Below are 15,752 nucleotides of genomic sequence, written 5' to 3'. Positions count from 1 at the left end.
TTCAGGAGGTTAATCTATGGAATTGGATAAGTGGATAGTGCGTAGTGTAAAACATAATGCCTCGGATCTGCACCTTTGTAGCGGGCATCCTCCCGTGTTGCGAGTGGATGGACGGCTACGACCTGAAGATACCTTATCATGTTTAACGCCGGAGCAGGTGGCGCAATGGTGTGATGTCTGGCTCGAATCCGCTCAGATAGCGCAACTGCGACAGGCTGGACAGGTGGACGGTGCGTTAATGTTGCCTGATGGGCAGCGCCTGCGGGTCAATGTATTTCGCCAGCGGGAAGGGCTGTCTGTGGCGTTGCGCGTTATCCCGTCCGTTCAGCCGTCATTAGTGGATCTTCGTGCCCCCTCTGTGCTCCCGATACTGCTGGATAAACCAAACGGACTCATCCTGATTACCGGCGCGACGGGCAGTGGTAAATCCACGACGCTGGCGGCAATGCTCGGGGTATTAAACGATAACAGCGATCGGCATGTGATCACGCTGGAGGATCCGATCGAGTTTATTCATGTCAGCCGACACTGCCTGATTCAACAGCGGGAGATTGGTGCGCACAGTGCTTCCTTTGCACAGGCGCTACGGGCGGCACTGAGAGAGGATCCCGATGTCATTATGCTGGGGGAACTGCGCGATACAGAGACGATTCGGCTGGCGCTGATGGCGGCAGAAACCGGTCATCTGGTGCTGTCAACGCTGCATACCCGTAGTGCATCGCAGGCGGTTGACCGTCTCATTGACGTTTTTCCCGGTGAAGAGAAAGCCTATGTTCGCAGTCAGTTAGCCACCTGTTTGCAGGCGGTCGTGACACAAACGCTTGTGCCTGCGGCACACGGTGGGCGTATCGCGCTGTATGAAGTGCTGACGGCGACAGCAGCAGTCAGCAACCTGATTCGGGAAGGGAAAACGCACCAGCTTCCCGCCCTGATTCAGACCGGAGCCGCCGCAGGAATGCAAACGTTCGAACAAAGCTACCAACAGCGCTGTCGGGATGGGCTTATCTCACACAGTTGCGTCCTTGCCGTTTAGCCGCATACAGATTTTCATCGGCTAACTGAATCCAGTCCTCAATAGAAGCGAGGTCATGATGATAAGCGGCAAGACCTGCGCTGATGGTAAAATGCAGATGTTTGTGATCGTATTCCATCGTATGCTGTTCAATTACTTTGCGAATACTTTCGAGCGTCTTTATCGCGTTTTTATAAGAGATATCTTTCAGCAGGATGATGAACTCTTCCCCCCCAATCCGGGCGACGAGATCATCCTTACGCAGTGACATGCGCATCAGTATTGCCAGTTCTTTGAGAACGGCATCACCCGCCAGATGGCCGTATTGATCGTTAATATTCTTGAATAAATCGATATCAATAATCGCCAGACAGCTTCTCTCAGTGTGCTCTTTCGGGTTTTTGAGCAGAAAGAAAGCATTAGCCTGTTCAAAGAAGCTGCTGCGATTCGGCAGACCGGTAAGAAAATCATGACCTGCATTAAAGCGGAGAGAGGCTTCTATCTGTGTGCGTTCATCTTCCAGTGAACGGGCGTGAATAATGATGCCAAGCGTTTTCACCAGCGGCGCCAGTAGCTCGATTATCGTTTTATCATAGCCTTCCTGACGGTTAGCCAGAGCGATCATGCCGATCGTTTTGTCGTTGTGGGTGATAGGGATCCCAAGTAGTGAATACAGTGTAGGGTGGATCGGGGGGAGCGCCAGACTAATCTTTTGCCTCTGGAAGTTATTGGTGCACACGACCTCATTATGGGTAATCACATCATCAAACAGATTATCGAGTTTACGCAGTTTCAGGCCGCCATGGATCCGGCGTTGGTTTCTGTACCAGAGCAGCATTTCCTCATCCCAGGCCAGGTTGGATACGGCGGGAAGGTAGAGCGATTTGCCGTTTTCATCTTCCTGTAATGTGGCAATAAAACCGAATGTACTATTCGTGAAGTTAAGCAGGCGTTCAAACACTTTATCGCAGGCAGAAGGCAGATTGTGGTCGAGCAGAAAGCTGTCATGGACTGAGAGCAGGATATCGAGAATGACACCTTGTTGATGGGCTTTTTTTTCTGTTTCAACGTTTTGTGTGATGTTGTGAGCATATTTAATGATTTTTCTCACATTGCCTTCATTATCCATGATGGGGCTGTAGGTCGCTTGTATCCAATATGAATGACCGTGCTTGCCTAATCGGTGGAAGCGTCCACTGATGGATTTTCCACGGTGTAAGGTTTCCCAGAATACCTGGTAATCGGCTTTGCCCGTATCAACGGGATCGCATAACAATCTGTGATGCTGGCCGAGTAACTCTTTTTTCTCATAGCCTGTCAGCGTCAGGTAATGTTTATTGATGTGGGTAATATAGCCATCTTTATCAAATTCAATGACACCCTGAGCCTTTTCAATGGCATCCAGTCGCGCACGATGCTCTAACTCAAGGAGTTTTTCCTGAGTAATCTCCGTTGCCAATTTTATGATGCCGATAAGTTGGCCTTTGTCATCAATAATGGGCGTATAAGAGGCATGGAGCCAAATAAGATCCCCTTTTTGCGTTTTACGCTGGAATTCGCCTTCGTTGATGTTTCCTTTAATCACATCGTGCCAGAAATGGTCGTGCTTTGGGCGCTGGCTTTCTGGTATGAAAAAGGTGTGGTTTTTCTTAATAATATCTTCTTTTTCATAACCCATCATTTGGCAAAAAAGAGAATTGGCCTCAAGCAGTATTCCTGCCAGGTTGAACTCGGCAATGGCATAAATGGAATCGAGCGCGTGTAGTTTGGCTTCACTGTCAAACCTGGCAATTAAATCAACATCAACTGACTGATTATTCATGTTTATCTTTGCCTATATTCTTGCTGTCTTTACCCTTGATTCGCTGTCATCAGCGGAATCTGTTTATTATGTATCATCTATAATATTATTAGATGATTATTAGCCCTTTACTTAAACCGGAACATAAGCGGGGTGGGTTAACCAAATAGTGCACTGCTAATTAAATTAATAATGAATTTATAAGAATGAATGGAATAAAATATATTGCGAATATCTTTAATAAAGAGCATCCCTTATTCACCGCGGTGAAAATCGTGGCGGGAGCAGTTCCAGGAGGCGATGTGAACACACTTTACCGCGACGCCAGAGAGGAGGCGAGTGCGAGTTTGTCCGGCGACATGCTGCCACACAGAGAATTCCCCGTAGGATGAGTATATACACGCATTTATAAAACAGAGAATAGCGGTAAAAAAAATAATACTCAAATCATACTGAAAGTAGACTGATAAAAAGCGGTGTGAAGAAATTAAATGGTTTTTTTCTCTTTATTTATTAAATTCTTAGCTGTTTTTTCCTCAAATCAAGAGGAGATGCCGATAGTCAGCAAGGCTTTCTATCGGCGGTGTAGTCATCAGGAGAAACGAGGTTCTACCTGAAATAGCGCCATCGACCGCATGAGCTGTTGCGATTGTTGCTCCAGCGACTGTGTGGTCGCGGATGAGGCTTTGACGAGCTGTGCGTTGTGCTGAGAGACTTTGTCGATCTGCGTGAAGGCGACGTTAACCTGCTCGATACCACGATGCTGTTCTTGCGTAGCGGTGGAAATGTCTCGCATCAGTTGTGTAATACGGATGATCTCTTCGGTCACTTCATCCATGGTTTCACCGGCTTTGGAGGCGAGTTCCAGCCCTTCGGACACGCGTGTCTGGGAATCAATAATCAGTGAGCGGATCTCTTTGGCTGCCTGTGAGCTATGTTGCGCCAGATTACGTACTTCTCCGGCGACGACGGCAAAGCCTCTGCCTTGTTCGCCGGCGCGGGCGGATTCGACGGAGGCGTTGAGCGCCAAAATATTGGTCTGGAATGCGATGCCGTCAATGACGCTGAGAATGTCATTAATGCGCTTGGCGCTGACGGCGATCTCCTGCATTTTCTCAATGACGTAACAGACAGACTCGTTGCTGCGGCTGCTGGTGTTCGACACGTTATTGGCGAGCTGATGCGCGAGTTCGGCGTGATCGGCATTCAGCTTCACCGTGGCGCTCAACTGCTCCATGCTCGCCGCCGTTTGTTCCAGTGCGGCAACGGATTCTTCGGTGCGTTGGGCAAGCTGGGCGTTTTCTTCAAACAGCTCGCGGCTGCCGAGGTCGATTTGCGTGCTGGCATCGCGCACCTGGCTAACTGACTCCAGCAACGCCCCCTGCATGCGGCCGATGGCATCGTTGAGCCGACCCAGTTCGTTGTTCCCTCCCTGAATCAGGCGGTGCGTCAAATTACCCGTCGCAACCAACCCTAGCTGCTCAATGGCATAATCCAGCGGTTTGAGCAGCATGTGCCGCAGTGCAACCCAGGCTAACGCGACCAGCGTGATAGAGAGCAGGCAGGCCAGGGTAATCAGCAACAGCATCATGTGTTCGCTACGTTCGGACTGCGTCAGCCCCTGTTCGGAACGCTGCTGGGCATACTGACGAAAATTCTGGATCGATAAATCAAAGGCTTCGCTTAGTGGGCCGAGCTGCTTTTCCAGTACGTCATAATATTCGTCGGTATACTGTTTTTGCAGTGCGCTCAGCATCGGGGTCATGCCCTGCTGAAAGTAAGCCTGATAGGTTTTCAATACGTCTTGTGCCAGTGCCTGCTGTTTTGTATCGGTATTGGCTGATTTGGTCACGCGTTCGATATCTTCCTGCGACTGGCGGAGGTGCTTTTCTACGATCCCGGTTTCCTTGGTTCCGTCGTCCAGCAGGCCGATTTCGATTTTTCTTACCGCGAGCGTTGCCGAGGCACGCGCGCGCAGTGTTTGATTATATCCGCTCATCAGGCTACCCAATTCAATGCCCTGGATCTGGTTCTGTGCCGTCAGCGTTTCTCTGTCCTTCTTAATCGCAACTACGCCCATGCCGCTGACGATGAGCAGCAATAACGTGATGAGCAGCAATAACGTTAATAAGCTGGTACGAATAGAAATATCTTTCAATCTCATGGTGCCCTTGTCCTTATGCTGCCTTCGTGGGTGATAATCCATGCATCATTGGATGTGGTGTGTAAGTTGTGAGAATACGTTATCTGTGTGGTGGCGAGATAAAAGTAAAAAGATATGGCAGGTACAAAAGGCGTCGGGCAGCAGGGTATTGCTGACGGGCTTCTCGTCATGAAGGGTATAAATAATTAGCCGTAGTGTTTGCGCCTGGTTTATTATCTGTCAATAGCGTTGGTTTTTCAGGTGTGTACTTAATTATACGCCAGTCAATGATACCCAGAGGTATCCGAGGTTTATGTGCAGTTAACAAGTTTCACGGATTATGGTTTGCGGGCGCTGATCTACATGGCGTCACTGCCGGGCGGGAAAATGACCAGCATTTCGGAAGTCACGGAAGTGTATGGCGTGTCCCGTAATCATATGGTCAAAATTATCAATCAACTTAGTCGTGCAGGATTGGTGATGGCCGTACGCGGTAAGAATGGTGGTATCCGTCTTGGGAAACCGGCAGAAACTATCCGCATTGGCGATGTCGTGCGCGAACTGGAGCCGCTCACATTGGTCAACTGTAATCATGAGTTCTGCCACATTACGCCAGCCTGCCGCTTGAAGCAGGTGCTTCAACAGGCGGTACAAAATTTCCTGCACGAGCTGGATCAATACACGTTGGCTGATATGGTCAAAGAAAACCCGCCGCTTTATAAATTATTGTTGGTTGAATGAATTTTGTTCAGCCTCCTGCTGATGACAACGGAGGAACCGCAATGTCACAAGATCCATTCCTGGAACGAGAAGCAGAAAAATACGAATCCCCCATCCCCAGTCGTGAATATATTTTGGCGCACATCGCCAAGCGCGATACCCCGATTAGCCGAGAAGAATTAGCCGCCGATCTGCAATTAACCGGAGAAGAACCCCTCGAAGCGCTGCGTCGCCGCTTGCGTGCCATGGAGCGTGATGGTCAGCTTATTTTTACCCGCCGCCAATGCTATGCGTTACCGGAAAAGCTCGATCTGCTGCGTGGTACGGTCATCGGTCACCGCGATGGTTTCGGCTTCCTGCGTGTGGAAGGCCGCAAAGACGATCTCTATCTGTCGGCTGAAGAGATGAAACGGGCCATCCACGGTGATGTGGTGCTGGCGCAACCGCTGGGTGCGGATCGGAAAGGGCGGCGTGAAGGGCGCATTGTTCGCGTGTTGGAACCGCGCACCGGGCAGATTGTCGGTCGCTATTTTGTCGATGCTGGTGTCGGGTTCGTCGTCCCGGATGATAGCCGCCTGAGCTTTGATATTCTGATCCCGAAAGAAGAAATTAACGGAGCTCGCATGGGCTTCGTGGTGGTGGTTGAGTTAACACAACGCGCCACACGCCGCACCAAAGCGGTCGGTAAGATCGTCGAGATCCTCGGCGACAACATGGGCACTGGGCTGGCGGTCGATATTGCCCTGCGTACCCACGATATTCCACACACCTGGCCACCTCAAGTGGAAGCGCAGGTGAAAGATCTTTCCGAAGAGGTGCCGGAAGCGGCGAAGAAAGGCCGTGTGGATCTGCGTAAGCTGCCGCTGGTCACGATTGACGGCGAAGATGCCCGCGATTTTGATGACGCCGTGTACTGTGAGAAGAAACGCGGTGGTGGCTGGCGTTTGTGGGTGGCGATTGCGGATGTGAGCTATTACGTACGGCCGAATACGCCGCTTGACCACGAAGCGCGGGCGCGTGGCACCTCGGTCTACTTCCCATCGCAAGTGGTGCCGATGCTGCCGGAAGTGCTGTCGAACGGGCTATGTTCGCTCAATCCGCAGGTCGATCGTTTGTGTATGGTCTGTGAAATGACCGTCTCTTCGCAGGGCAAGCTGTCGTCCTACAAATTCTATGAAGCGGTGATGAGTTCTCATGCCCGCCTGACCTACACCAAGGTGTGGAACATTCTGCAAGGCGACGCCGAACTGCGTGAGCATTACAAGCCGCTGGTGGGCGGATTGGAAGAGCTGCACCACATGTACAAAGCGCTGGAACAGGCGCGTGAAGTGCGTGGCGGCATTGCCTTTGAAACCGAAGAAGCGAAGTTCATTTTCAATGCTGAACGCCGTATTGAACGAGTGGAAGCCGTGGTGCGTAACGATGCGCATAAGCTGATCGAAGAGTGCATGATTCTGGCGAATATCTCCGCCGCGAAATTTGTGGAGAAAAACCAAGAGCCTGCGCTGTTCCGCGTACACGATCAACCGAGTGAAGATCATGTATTAGCGCTGCGTAGCGTACTGGGCGAACTGGGGCTAACGCTGAAAGGCGGCATGAAGCCGCAGCCGAAAGACTATGCGGAATTGATGGATGAGGTGGCGGAGCGTCCCGATCGGGAAATGCTGCAAACCATGCTGTTGCGTTCGATGAAGCAGGCGATTTATGACCCGGAAAACCGGGGCCATTTCGGGCTGGCATTGACGTCTTACGGTCACTTTACGTCGCCGATTCGTCGTTATCCTGACCTGTCGCTGCACCGCGCGATTAAGTATCTGCTGAGCGATCGCCATGAGCGCTGGACGTCAACGGGCGGCTGGCATAGCGATATTAATGAGATGCTACAGCTCGGTATGCACTGCTCGATGACCGAGCGCCGTGCGGATGAAGCCACGCGGGATGTTGCCGACTGGCTGAAGTGTGACTTTATGCAGGATCACGTCGGTGAAGTCTTTACGGGCATCATCTCCAGCGTGACCGGTTTTGGTTTCTTCGTACGTCTGAAAGAGCTATTTATCGATGGTCTGGTACACGTTTCTACGCTGGATAATGACTATTATCGTTACGACAATATCGGTCAGCGACTGATCGGTGAGTCGCGCGGGCAGGTTTATCGTCTGGGCGATGAAGTGGAAATCCGCGTTGAGGCGGTGCATATGGATGAGCGCAACATTGATTTCGCGCTGATTTCCAGCACGCGCAAGGTACGTGGCGAGGGTAAAACCGCCCGTGACCGCGCGAAAAAACCGGAGTCGCGTGAGGCTAAGCCTGCCCGACGCCGTCGTAGCGCCAGCAAAGCGGCGGCCAATTTTGAACCAGATGCCGCGTTCCGCAAAGAAGGCAGTAGCAACGCAAAATCGGATAAGCCCACCGCCAAACCGAAAAAGAACCGCGATAAAGCGAAAAAGAACGCGGAAAAAACACGTAAAATCGCCGCCGCGACTAAAGCGAAACGCGCGAAGAAAAAGTCTGCTGAGTAAGGTGAGTTAGCCGTCCTTCCTGCAACGGGGGGACGGTAAAACCGCTATCTCTAATGAACGGGCCTTGCCTGTTATGGTTAATTTGAAGAGTATCAATGAGCGAAATTATTTACGGTATCCACGCGGTGAAGGCACTGCTTGAGCGCGATCCCCAGCGTTTTCTGGAAGTTTTTGTTCTGAAAGGGCGTGACGATCGTCGTCTTCAGCCCGTGATTGCAGAACTGGAAGCGCAGGGCATCGTCATTCAGATGGCGAATCGCCAGTGGCTGGATAAGCAGGCTGACGACGCGGTGCATCAGGGGATCGTAGCGAAAGTCAAAGAAGGACGGAAATATCAGGAAAACGACCTGCCCGCGCTGCTCGATAATCTGGAAACGCCTTTCCTGCTAATTCTGGACGGTGTGACCGATCCGCACAATCTGGGGGCGTGCCTGCGGAATGCGGATGGTGCTGGCGTACATGCGGTGATTGTGCCGCGCGATCGTTCCGCGCAACTCAATGCAACGGTGAAGAAGGTGGCCTGTGGCGCAGCGGAAACCGTGCCGGTTATTAGTGTGACCAATCTGGCGCGCACGATGCGCCTGTTGCAAGAGCGCCATATCTGGATCGTCGGCACGGCGGGTGAAGCGGATCATACGCTCTACCAAAGCAAACTGACCGGGCCGCTGGCGCTGGTGATGGGGGCGGAAGGAGAGGGCATGCGTCGTCTGACCCGTGAGCATTGTGATGAATTGATCAGTATTCCGATGGCGGGCAGCGTGTCCTCACTGAATGTGTCTGTCGCCACTGGCGTATGTCTGTTTGAAGCCGTTCGTCAGAGGGCATAATCAGAACGGTTACTGATAGCAGCGGGGTGCCATGAAGCACCCCGCTGTCGTTGGGATTATGCAGCCGATGTCAGCCTGCGAAGATCGTGTTGCGAAGGCGGTAAAAGCCGGAAAACGGAAACGGCCTCAGACAGCATGAGTGCTTGCTGCTCCAGCGAGTGAGCGGCAGAAGAGGATTGCTCCACCAGCACGGTGTTTTGCTGTGTGTTCTGATCCATTTCTATAATTGCCTGGCCGACCTGAGAAATACCGCGATGCTGTTCGTCCGAGGCCGTCGTGATATCTTGCATGATGGTGTGGACTTGCGTCACGGACTGTACAATCCCTTCCATGGTTTTCCCCGCGCCGTTAACCAGCGCCGCACCGTTATTAATTTGTGAAACCGACTCGGCAATGAGCGTATCGATCTCTTTGGCAGCCTGAGCGCTGCGCTGTGCCAGATTACGTACTTCGCTGGCGACCACCGCAAAACCGCGACCTTGTTCACCCGCTCGCGCCGCCTCTACCGCAGCATTGAGCGCCAGAATATTGGTTTGAAACGCGATGCTGTTGATCATTGAGGTAATTTCAGCAATGCGGTGAGAACTTTGCGCGATATCGTGCATGGTATTCACGGCTTTAGAAACCTGTTCTCCCCCTTGGTTCGCGGTATCGGAGGCATCCATAACTAGCCGGTTAGCCTGATGGGCGTTATCGGCGTTCTGTTTCACCGTTGACGTCAACTGTTCCATGCTGGCGGCTGTTTCTTCCAGTGCGGCGGCTTGTTGCGTTGTGCGAGACGAAAGATCGTCGTTACCGGCGCTAATTTCCTCCGCAGCATGGGAAATCTGGTTCGCACTGAGGCGAATCTTATCAATCATACTGTGCAGGTTGTCGTTCATCTGCCCCATGGCGGAAACCAACTGGCCTAATTCATCATGGCGTTCGGTGTGAAGCTGTACGGTGAGATCGCCTTCTGCAATCGCACGGGTGGCATGTAACGCCTGATGTAACGGGCGCACGATCTGCCGTGAGATAACGATGGTGGTAGTCAGACCGAGTATGATGGCGATAAGCGTAATCACGCCCAGTTGTATATCGCTGCTAATGACGTTACGGCCTGCACGGGTTTCTTCTGTAAAGTAAAGTTTATTGATGTTTTCCTGCAAGAGCGCCATCTGGGCGTTTAATTCACTGAGCTGCTGTTGGCTCACATTGGGGCTCATAACCTGCTGGCGCTGAGAAATATAGGCATTGAGTGACGTTCTGATCTCCTGAATCGCGTTTTTATCTTCCGTTGGCCAATGGCTCGAGTCGATCGCTTTCAATAGTGCTGACAGCTCTTCGCTGATATTACCGATCGCACTATCGTGTTGTTCCAGATATTGTGTTTTACGTTCCAGTGCATAAGCGAAGTTATTTTCTCTGGCGACAACCGTTTTGTCATAAATCGCGCCAAGACGACTGATACGCTTCAATGATTGGTCGCTATTGTATAATCCGTAAAAGCCAACCATAGAGAGAATCACTCCTATGATGAGCAATAAACCAAACCCCACCAATAACTTTTTTGTCACAGACAGGTTTTGGAATGACATCCAGTGCAGCATAAATTTCTTCCTTTAGTTCATTAATTAATTATTTATTTTCCGTCATTGCAGGCCAAGAACGGATGTTCTGTCGTTGTGTGTGTGTAAAAATGTATTGCATAAAAAGGTAGGTGATGAGTGTGAGACGCCCTCCTGTTTGGCTGATAAAAAATGCCTTATCTGTTGTTTATGCTGTTCACGTAGTGTGGATTTATTCGCCCTGACGGGCTGCCACAAGTGGCATTTAAAACGCGTTTGCATTTTATAGGGGGAAACACGGTGCGAGGTCCCCGCAGGGCGACCTCGCACCGTGGTAGCCCCCAGTATCTCTATCTTTAAACGATCGGCATTCTTATTTGTTGTCGGCATACCAGACGCAATTCTTACTCATTTTCTTAAAAAATGTGAGGATATTCGTGCGGAAAGGGCGGGCAATAGGATGCCCGCTTGTGAGTTGAGGTTAGCGTGAGGAATGGGCTGCAACGCGATAGCCGCGGTGTGTTTTCCGCTTTTGCGTGACAGAATAAACATGGCAGCACAAAAGCGGATATTTCACGGATGTTAAATACGGAAGACGCTGACCAGTTCGCTGAGATGGTGCCCTTTCTGGCGCAAACTTTGCGCGGTGTCTTCCGAACTGTTGACCAGAATGGTGTTTTCTTGCGTTGCCTGACCAATTTGCACAATCGCAATATTCACTTGGCCGATACCGGCAGATTGCTCGTGTGAAGCGATATCAATATCGTTCACGATGGTACTGACCTGAAGGATGCGGTTACGCAAGTCATCCATGACCGCCTGCGTTTTCTCTGAAAAATGGTAACCCGCTTCAATTTTTTCCAGTGATTCATCGATCAAGTTTTCGATCTCCTTCACCGCGGTAGAACTGCGCTGTGCCAACGCCCGCACTTCGGCAGCAACCACGGCGAAGCCTCTGCCGTGCTCGCCCGCGCGAGCGGCTTCCACTGCGGCATTGAGCGCCAGAATATTGGTTTGGAACGCGATCGATTCGATCACCGTGGTGATATCGGCAATTCTCTGGGATGAGTTCTTGATATCGCTCATGGTAGAAACGGAATCGGTGACGGTCTGGCTGCCGTTCCTTGCCGCTGCCGCACTCTGCTCGGCCAGATCTTTGGCGGCAGAGACATTATCGGCGTTCTGCTGCACGCTGGCGGAGAGTTGCTCCATGCTGGCAGACGTCTCTTCGACGCTACTGGCCTGACGGGCTATCTGCTCGCTAATGTTTTCGCTGTCGGTAGCCAGCGCATCGGTCGCGACGCTGATTTCTTCGGCTGCATTTCTCACCTGCGCCACAATGGTGGTCAGCCCTTGCCCGATGCCGTTTATCGCACCAATTAAGCGACCAACCTCATCGGTGCGGTTACTGGAAAGTGTTGCCGTCAGGTTACCGGCAGAAAACTGTTCCGCCACTTTAACGATTTCAACCAGCGGCTGGCTCAGCCACTTACGCGTCAGTACGACAAAGAAGGCGGCGAAGAGCAGAACCAGAATAATGCCACCGCCTAAAAACAGATTACGAGTGTGATTAATCTCTGCCATTAGGCTTTCTTTGCTCACTGTGCCTGCAACAATCCAGTTCCAGTGCGGGATACTGCGGTACACCATGATCCGGGTTTTCTCTTCACCTGTCATCGAGTGGTTGTCGTATTCGATCGTACCATTACCAGTTGCCAACACTTTCTCTACGGCACCTTCTGACCAGTCAGGGCGTTGGTTGGCATTGCTTTGATGGTAAAGGTAGTTACCCGCATCTTTTCCTTTTTTCGTGCTAAGCACAAAGAAATGGCCTGCCTCACCTATTTTCTTATTCAGAATAGTTTGTTGCATCTTGGTAAATTGCTGCGTGATATCGACGCCGACGAACAGAATGCCGATAATCGTGTTTTGACTATCGCGTATCGGTTGATACTGGGTGATGTACTGTTTGCCGAACAGCGTGGCTAACCCACTGTAGGTGTCACCTTTTATCACGAGCGGATAGGCTGGGCTTTCACGATCGAGTTTGGTGCCCATTGCGCGCGATCCATCTTCTTTTTTCAATGACGTGGTGACGCGTGTAAAGTCCTCCCCGTCGCGAACAAAAATGGTTGAGATCGCGCTGGTTCGGCTGAGGAAATCGTCCGGCACTTCGGTGTTGAGGTTCAATACTGTATCGCCCGCCTTCAGTGTTGGCTGCGATGTGTTGCCGAAAGGCGTACGGTTAACGGTATCCAGCGAAAACCGCGTCGGCAGAAAGCTCGCCAGTAGCCGCGTGTAGTTGCTGACTTCGGCTTGTAGGCTGGTATCGTACATGTTGATCATGTCGGTGACTCCATTCACCTGGCTCTGCATGTCGTTGAGGGTCAACGATTTTAGTTGATGGCCTGCGGAGCGGGTAAGAGTGAGGGTGAACACAATGAACAATATCGCCACGCTCAGAGAGGCGATAATTGATAATTTGATACCCAAACCCCAGTGCTTAAAAGAAAGTCCCAACATATGTGTGTCTCTTATAATAAAAAGGTTATTTTTTAGTCTCACTTCACAAGCGTTAACGGCAGTAAGGAAAAAAAATTTAATAATCGAATGTAAATATCCATTGCATAAATTGACTTACGTCAATGCAATTTTTTATCTTCATGAAATATCAATTAATTTATGGGGTTACAGGACTTAGCTGGAGAGGGATAACATGGTCGAAATGTCACTGGATAAACTCGGTAGCGGGATTGAGGCGATTCATGCGGTGCCTGTGGGAAGAAGGGAACAGCCCTTACCGACGATTTTTTTCTTCCATGGCTACACCTCGTCAAAAGAGGTGTACTCGTATTTTGGCTATGCGCTGGCGCAGGCTGGGTTTCGGGTGATCCTACCCGATGCCGCAATGCACGGTGCCCGTTATAGTGGGGATGACGCACAGCGGCTGCGCCACTTTTGGGATATCCTGCAATCGAATATTGAGGAACTGCCTGATTATGTCGCGGAATATCGGCAACGTGGCCTGATCGAAGGGGAGCGCATTGGCGTTTGCGGCGCGTCGCTCGGCGGCATGAGTGCGCTGGGGTGCATGGCGCGCTATCCCTGGATCACCGCTGTCGCGGCGTTTATGGGTTCCGGCTACTTCTCTACGCTATCGTCAACGCTGTTTCCTCCGGTTCCGGCGGATTGTGCAGAAAATCAGCCAATATTGCAGGCGTTGGCGGCTAAACTGGCTGATTATGATGTCAGCACACGTTTGGATGCGCTGTCTGATAGGCCGCTGTTGGTGTGGCACGGTGACGCGGATGATGTTGTGCCAGCGGCAGAAAGTGCGCGTCTCCATCAGGCATTACAGGCCTGCGATAAACTGACCAATCTGACGTATCTGACTGAGCCGGGTGTGACCCATCGTATTACGCCGACGGCGCTACAGGCCGGAGCCGATTTCTTTCGGCGGGCGCTGTAATCCTGCGTTGCTCCCTTGAATCGGACAAGAAAGAAAACGTCTGTGTTTCTTTCTTGTGTTCTTTAATGTCGGGCACTATACTTACGCGTCATTTTTTCAGCCGCACACATACACGTTCCTTGCCTCCACGGGCCGCGGTTGACCCAGACAGGAGGCTGAATAATCCGTAAGGAGCAATTCGATGCGTCATTACGAAATCGTATTTATGGTTCATCCTGACCAGAGCGAACAGGTTCCGGGCATGATCGAGCGCTACACTGCTACCATCACTGGTGCGCAGGGCACGATCCACCGTCTGGAAGACTGGGGCCGCCGTCAGTTGGCTTACCCGATCAACAAACTGCACAAAGCGCACTACGTTCTGCTGAACGTTGAAGCACCGCAGGAAGCGATCGATGAGCTGGAAACAAACTTCCGCTTTAACGATGCCGTTATCCGCAGCATGGTTATGCGCGTTAAGCACGCGGTAACTGAAGCATCTCCAATGGTGAAAGCGAAAGACGAACGCCGTGAGCGTCGTGAAGATTTCGCTGAAGCTGGCGATGATGTGGATGCAGGGGATTCTGAAGAGTAATTGTTGTGGTGACGGTGAATCGTCTGGTGTTGTCCGGCACAGTGTGCAAGACGCCCATTCGTAAAGTCAGTCCGTCAGGTATTCCTCACTGTCAGTTTGTGCTTGAGCACCGCTCGACACAGGAAGAGGCCGGATTGAGTCGGCAAGCATGGTGTCGTATGCCCGTGATTGTCAGTGGACTCTCGTCACAAGCAGTTACCCACAGTATAACGGTCGGCACGCAACTTACCGTGCACGGGTTCATTAGCTGCCATCAAGGGCGCAATGGCTTGAGCAAGATAGTGTTACATGCCGAGCAGATTGAATTGATAGATTCTGGAGACTAGCCACATGGCACGTTATTTCCGTCGTCGCAAATTCTGCCGTTTCACCGCGGAAGGCGTTGTAGAGATTGATTATAAAGATATCGCTACGCTGAAAAACTATATCACTGAAAGCGGCAAGATTGTTCCGAGCCGTATCACCGGTACTCGTGCAAAATACCAGCGTCAGCTGGCCCGCGCTATCAAGCGTGCGCGTTACTTGTCTTTGTTGCCGTACACTGACCGTCATCAGTAATCGGCCACTGTCCATTAACGAGACTTTGAGAGGATAAAGTAATGCAAGTTATTCTGCTTGATAAAGTAGCAAACCTGGGCAGCCTGGGTGATCAGGTAAACGTTAAAGCGGGCTACGCTCGTAACTTCCTGGTGCCACAGGGCAAAGCTGTCCCGGCAACCAAGAAAAACGTTGAGTTCTTCGAAGCACGCCGTGCTGAACTGGAAGCCAAACTGGCTGACGTTCTGGCTGCTGCTGAAGCGCGCGCCGCTAAGATCAAAGAACTGGGTAGCGTTACTATCGCGTCTAAAGCAGGCGACGAAGGTAAACTGTTCGGTTCCATCGGTACTCGCGATATCGCTGATGCGGTAACGGCTGCCGGTGTTGATATTGCTAAGAGCGAAGTTCGCCTGCCGAACGGCGTTCTGCGTACTCTGGGTGAGCACGAAGTGAGCTTCCAGGTACACAGCGATGTCTTTGCTGAACTGAATGTCGTTGTTGTTGCTGAAGCCTAATTCACGTTTATCGTCGAATTAACACTTTAGTTAACATGTGAAACGCTGGCCTTGTGCCAGCGTTTTGCATTATGGCTTTAGCCAGTTC

General features: G+C 51.3%; 13 protein-coding genes. 9 read left to right on the top strand and 4 right to left on the bottom strand.

The window, feature by feature from the left end; all coding sequences use genetic code 11:
- Nucleotides 1-16 precede the first annotated feature (16 nt).
- Nucleotides 17-1,033 (top strand): type IV pilus twitching motility protein PilT, encoded by a 1,017-nt coding sequence (locus OI69_RS05530; RefSeq protein ID WP_039347089.1) that lies wholly within the window; start codon nt 17-19, stop codon nt 1,031-1,033.
- On the opposite strand, the gene OI69_RS05525 is transcribed toward OI69_RS05530, so the two are convergent.
- A complete protein-coding gene (locus tag OI69_RS05525; RefSeq protein WP_039347086.1) occupies nt 1,002-2,834 on the bottom strand; it encodes a sensor domain-containing diguanylate cyclase in 1,833 nt (610 codons plus the stop codon). The genes OI69_RS05530 and OI69_RS05525 overlap by 32 nt on opposite strands.
- Nucleotides 2,835-3,405: 571 nt before the next feature.
- Nucleotides 3,406-4,977 carry a methyl-accepting chemotaxis protein gene (locus OI69_RS05515; RefSeq protein ID WP_039347080.1) on the bottom strand — a complete coding sequence of 524 codons (1,572 nt, stop codon included), beginning with the start codon at nt 4,975-4,977 and terminating at the stop codon, nt 3,406-3,408.
- 294 nt (nt 4,978-5,271) lie between these two features.
- Here OI69_RS05515 and nsrR point away from each other — a divergent pair, with 294 nt between their 5' ends.
- From nsrR to rlmB, 3 genes are all read left to right on the top strand, one after another.
- Entirely contained in the window at nt 5,272-5,697 is a 426-nt protein-coding gene (gene nsrR, locus OI69_RS05510) for a nitric oxide-sensing transcriptional repressor NsrR (protein ID WP_039347077.1), read from the top strand.
- A gap of 41 nt (nt 5,698-5,738) precedes the next feature.
- The gene (rnr, locus tag OI69_RS05505) at nt 5,739-8,195 is read left to right on the top strand and encodes a ribonuclease R (RefSeq protein WP_039347074.1); all 2,457 of its coding nucleotides are present in this window, start codon (nt 5,739-5,741) and stop codon (nt 8,193-8,195) included.
- 95 nt (nt 8,196-8,290) lie between these two features.
- Entirely contained in the window at nt 8,291-9,022 is a 732-nt protein-coding gene (rlmB, locus tag OI69_RS05500; protein WP_039347071.1) for a 23S rRNA (guanosine(2251)-2'-O)-methyltransferase RlmB, read from the top strand.
- Between the two features lie 56 nt (nt 9,023-9,078).
- Here rlmB and OI69_RS05495 read toward each other — a convergent pair whose 3' ends face one another.
- Nucleotides 9,079-10,611, bottom strand: a complete 1,533-nt coding sequence (locus OI69_RS05495) for a methyl-accepting chemotaxis protein (protein WP_052198312.1) — start codon at nt 10,609-10,611, stop codon at nt 9,079-9,081.
- Between the two features lie 540 nt (nt 10,612-11,151).
- Nucleotides 11,152-13,092: a methyl-accepting chemotaxis protein gene (locus OI69_RS05490; RefSeq protein ID WP_039347067.1), complete on the bottom strand. Its 1,941-nt coding sequence runs from the start codon at nt 13,090-13,092 to the stop codon at nt 11,152-11,154.
- Between the two features lie 193 nt (nt 13,093-13,285).
- Here OI69_RS05490 and yjfP point away from each other — a divergent pair, with 193 nt between their 5' ends.
- The 5 genes from yjfP (at nt 13,286) to rplI (ending at nt 15,664) form a co-directional block, all read left to right on the top strand.
- On the top strand, nt 13,286-14,038 hold the full coding sequence (yjfP, locus tag OI69_RS05485; RefSeq protein WP_039347064.1) for an esterase: 753 nt from the start codon (nt 13,286-13,288) through the stop codon (nt 14,036-14,038).
- Nucleotides 14,039-14,219: 181 nt separating this feature from the next.
- The gene (gene rpsF, locus OI69_RS05480; RefSeq protein WP_005974793.1) at nt 14,220-14,612 is read left to right on the top strand and encodes a 30S ribosomal protein S6; all 393 of its coding nucleotides are present in this window, start codon (nt 14,220-14,222) and stop codon (nt 14,610-14,612) included.
- A gap of 5 nt (nt 14,613-14,617) precedes the next feature.
- The gene (gene priB, locus OI69_RS19085; RefSeq protein WP_015841576.1) at nt 14,618-14,938 is read left to right on the top strand and encodes a primosomal replication protein N; all 321 of its coding nucleotides are present in this window, start codon (nt 14,618-14,620) and stop codon (nt 14,936-14,938) included.
- 4 nt (nt 14,939-14,942) lie between these two features.
- On the top strand, nt 14,943-15,170 hold the full coding sequence (rpsR, locus tag OI69_RS05475; RefSeq protein ID WP_005974788.1) for a 30S ribosomal protein S18: 228 nt from the start codon (nt 14,943-14,945) through the stop codon (nt 15,168-15,170).
- A gap of 41 nt (nt 15,171-15,211) precedes the next feature.
- A complete protein-coding gene (gene rplI, locus OI69_RS05470) occupies nt 15,212-15,664 on the top strand; it encodes a 50S ribosomal protein L9 (RefSeq protein ID WP_010279043.1) in 453 nt (150 codons plus the stop codon).
- The last annotated feature ends 88 nt before the right edge of the window (nt 15,665-15,752 follow it).

Origin of the sequence: Pectobacterium fontis (genome assembly GCF_000803215.1) — a bacterium.
In the GTDB taxonomy this organism is placed as follows: Bacteria; Pseudomonadota; Gammaproteobacteria; order Enterobacterales; family Enterobacteriaceae; genus Pectobacterium; species Pectobacterium fontis.
This window is presented reverse-complemented; position numbering and strand designations above follow the sequence as displayed.

What these genes read in the sequence shown, in the direction of transcription:
- OI69_RS05495 (WP_052198312.1), bottom strand. Translation starts at nt 10,611, where the DNA reads ATGCTGCACTGGATGTCATTCCAAAACCTGTCTGTGACAAAAAAGTTA.
- OI69_RS05515 (WP_039347080.1), bottom strand. Translation starts at nt 4,977, where the DNA reads ATGAGATTGAAAGATATTTCTATTCGTACCAGCTTATTAACGTTATTG.
- rpsR (WP_005974788.1), top strand. Translation starts at nt 14,943, where the DNA reads ATGGCACGTTATTTCCGTCGTCGCAAATTCTGCCGTTTCACCGCGGAA.
- OI69_RS05490 (WP_039347067.1), bottom strand. Translation starts at nt 13,092, where the DNA reads ATGTTGGGACTTTCTTTTAAGCACTGGGGTTTGGGTATCAAATTATCA.
- rlmB (WP_039347071.1), top strand. Translation starts at nt 8,291, where the DNA reads ATGAGCGAAATTATTTACGGTATCCACGCGGTGAAGGCACTGCTTGAG.
- rplI (WP_010279043.1), top strand. Translation starts at nt 15,212, where the DNA reads ATGCAAGTTATTCTGCTTGATAAAGTAGCAAACCTGGGCAGCCTGGGT.
- rnr (WP_039347074.1), top strand. Translation starts at nt 5,739, where the DNA reads ATGTCACAAGATCCATTCCTGGAACGAGAAGCAGAAAAATACGAATCC.
- OI69_RS05525 (WP_039347086.1), bottom strand. Translation starts at nt 2,834, where the DNA reads ATGAATAATCAGTCAGTTGATGTTGATTTAATTGCCAGGTTTGACAGT.
- OI69_RS05530 (WP_039347089.1), top strand. Translation starts at nt 17, where the DNA reads ATGGAATTGGATAAGTGGATAGTGCGTAGTGTAAAACATAATGCCTCG.
- yjfP (WP_039347064.1), top strand. Translation starts at nt 13,286, where the DNA reads ATGGTCGAAATGTCACTGGATAAACTCGGTAGCGGGATTGAGGCGATT.
- rpsF (WP_005974793.1), top strand. Translation starts at nt 14,220, where the DNA reads ATGCGTCATTACGAAATCGTATTTATGGTTCATCCTGACCAGAGCGAA.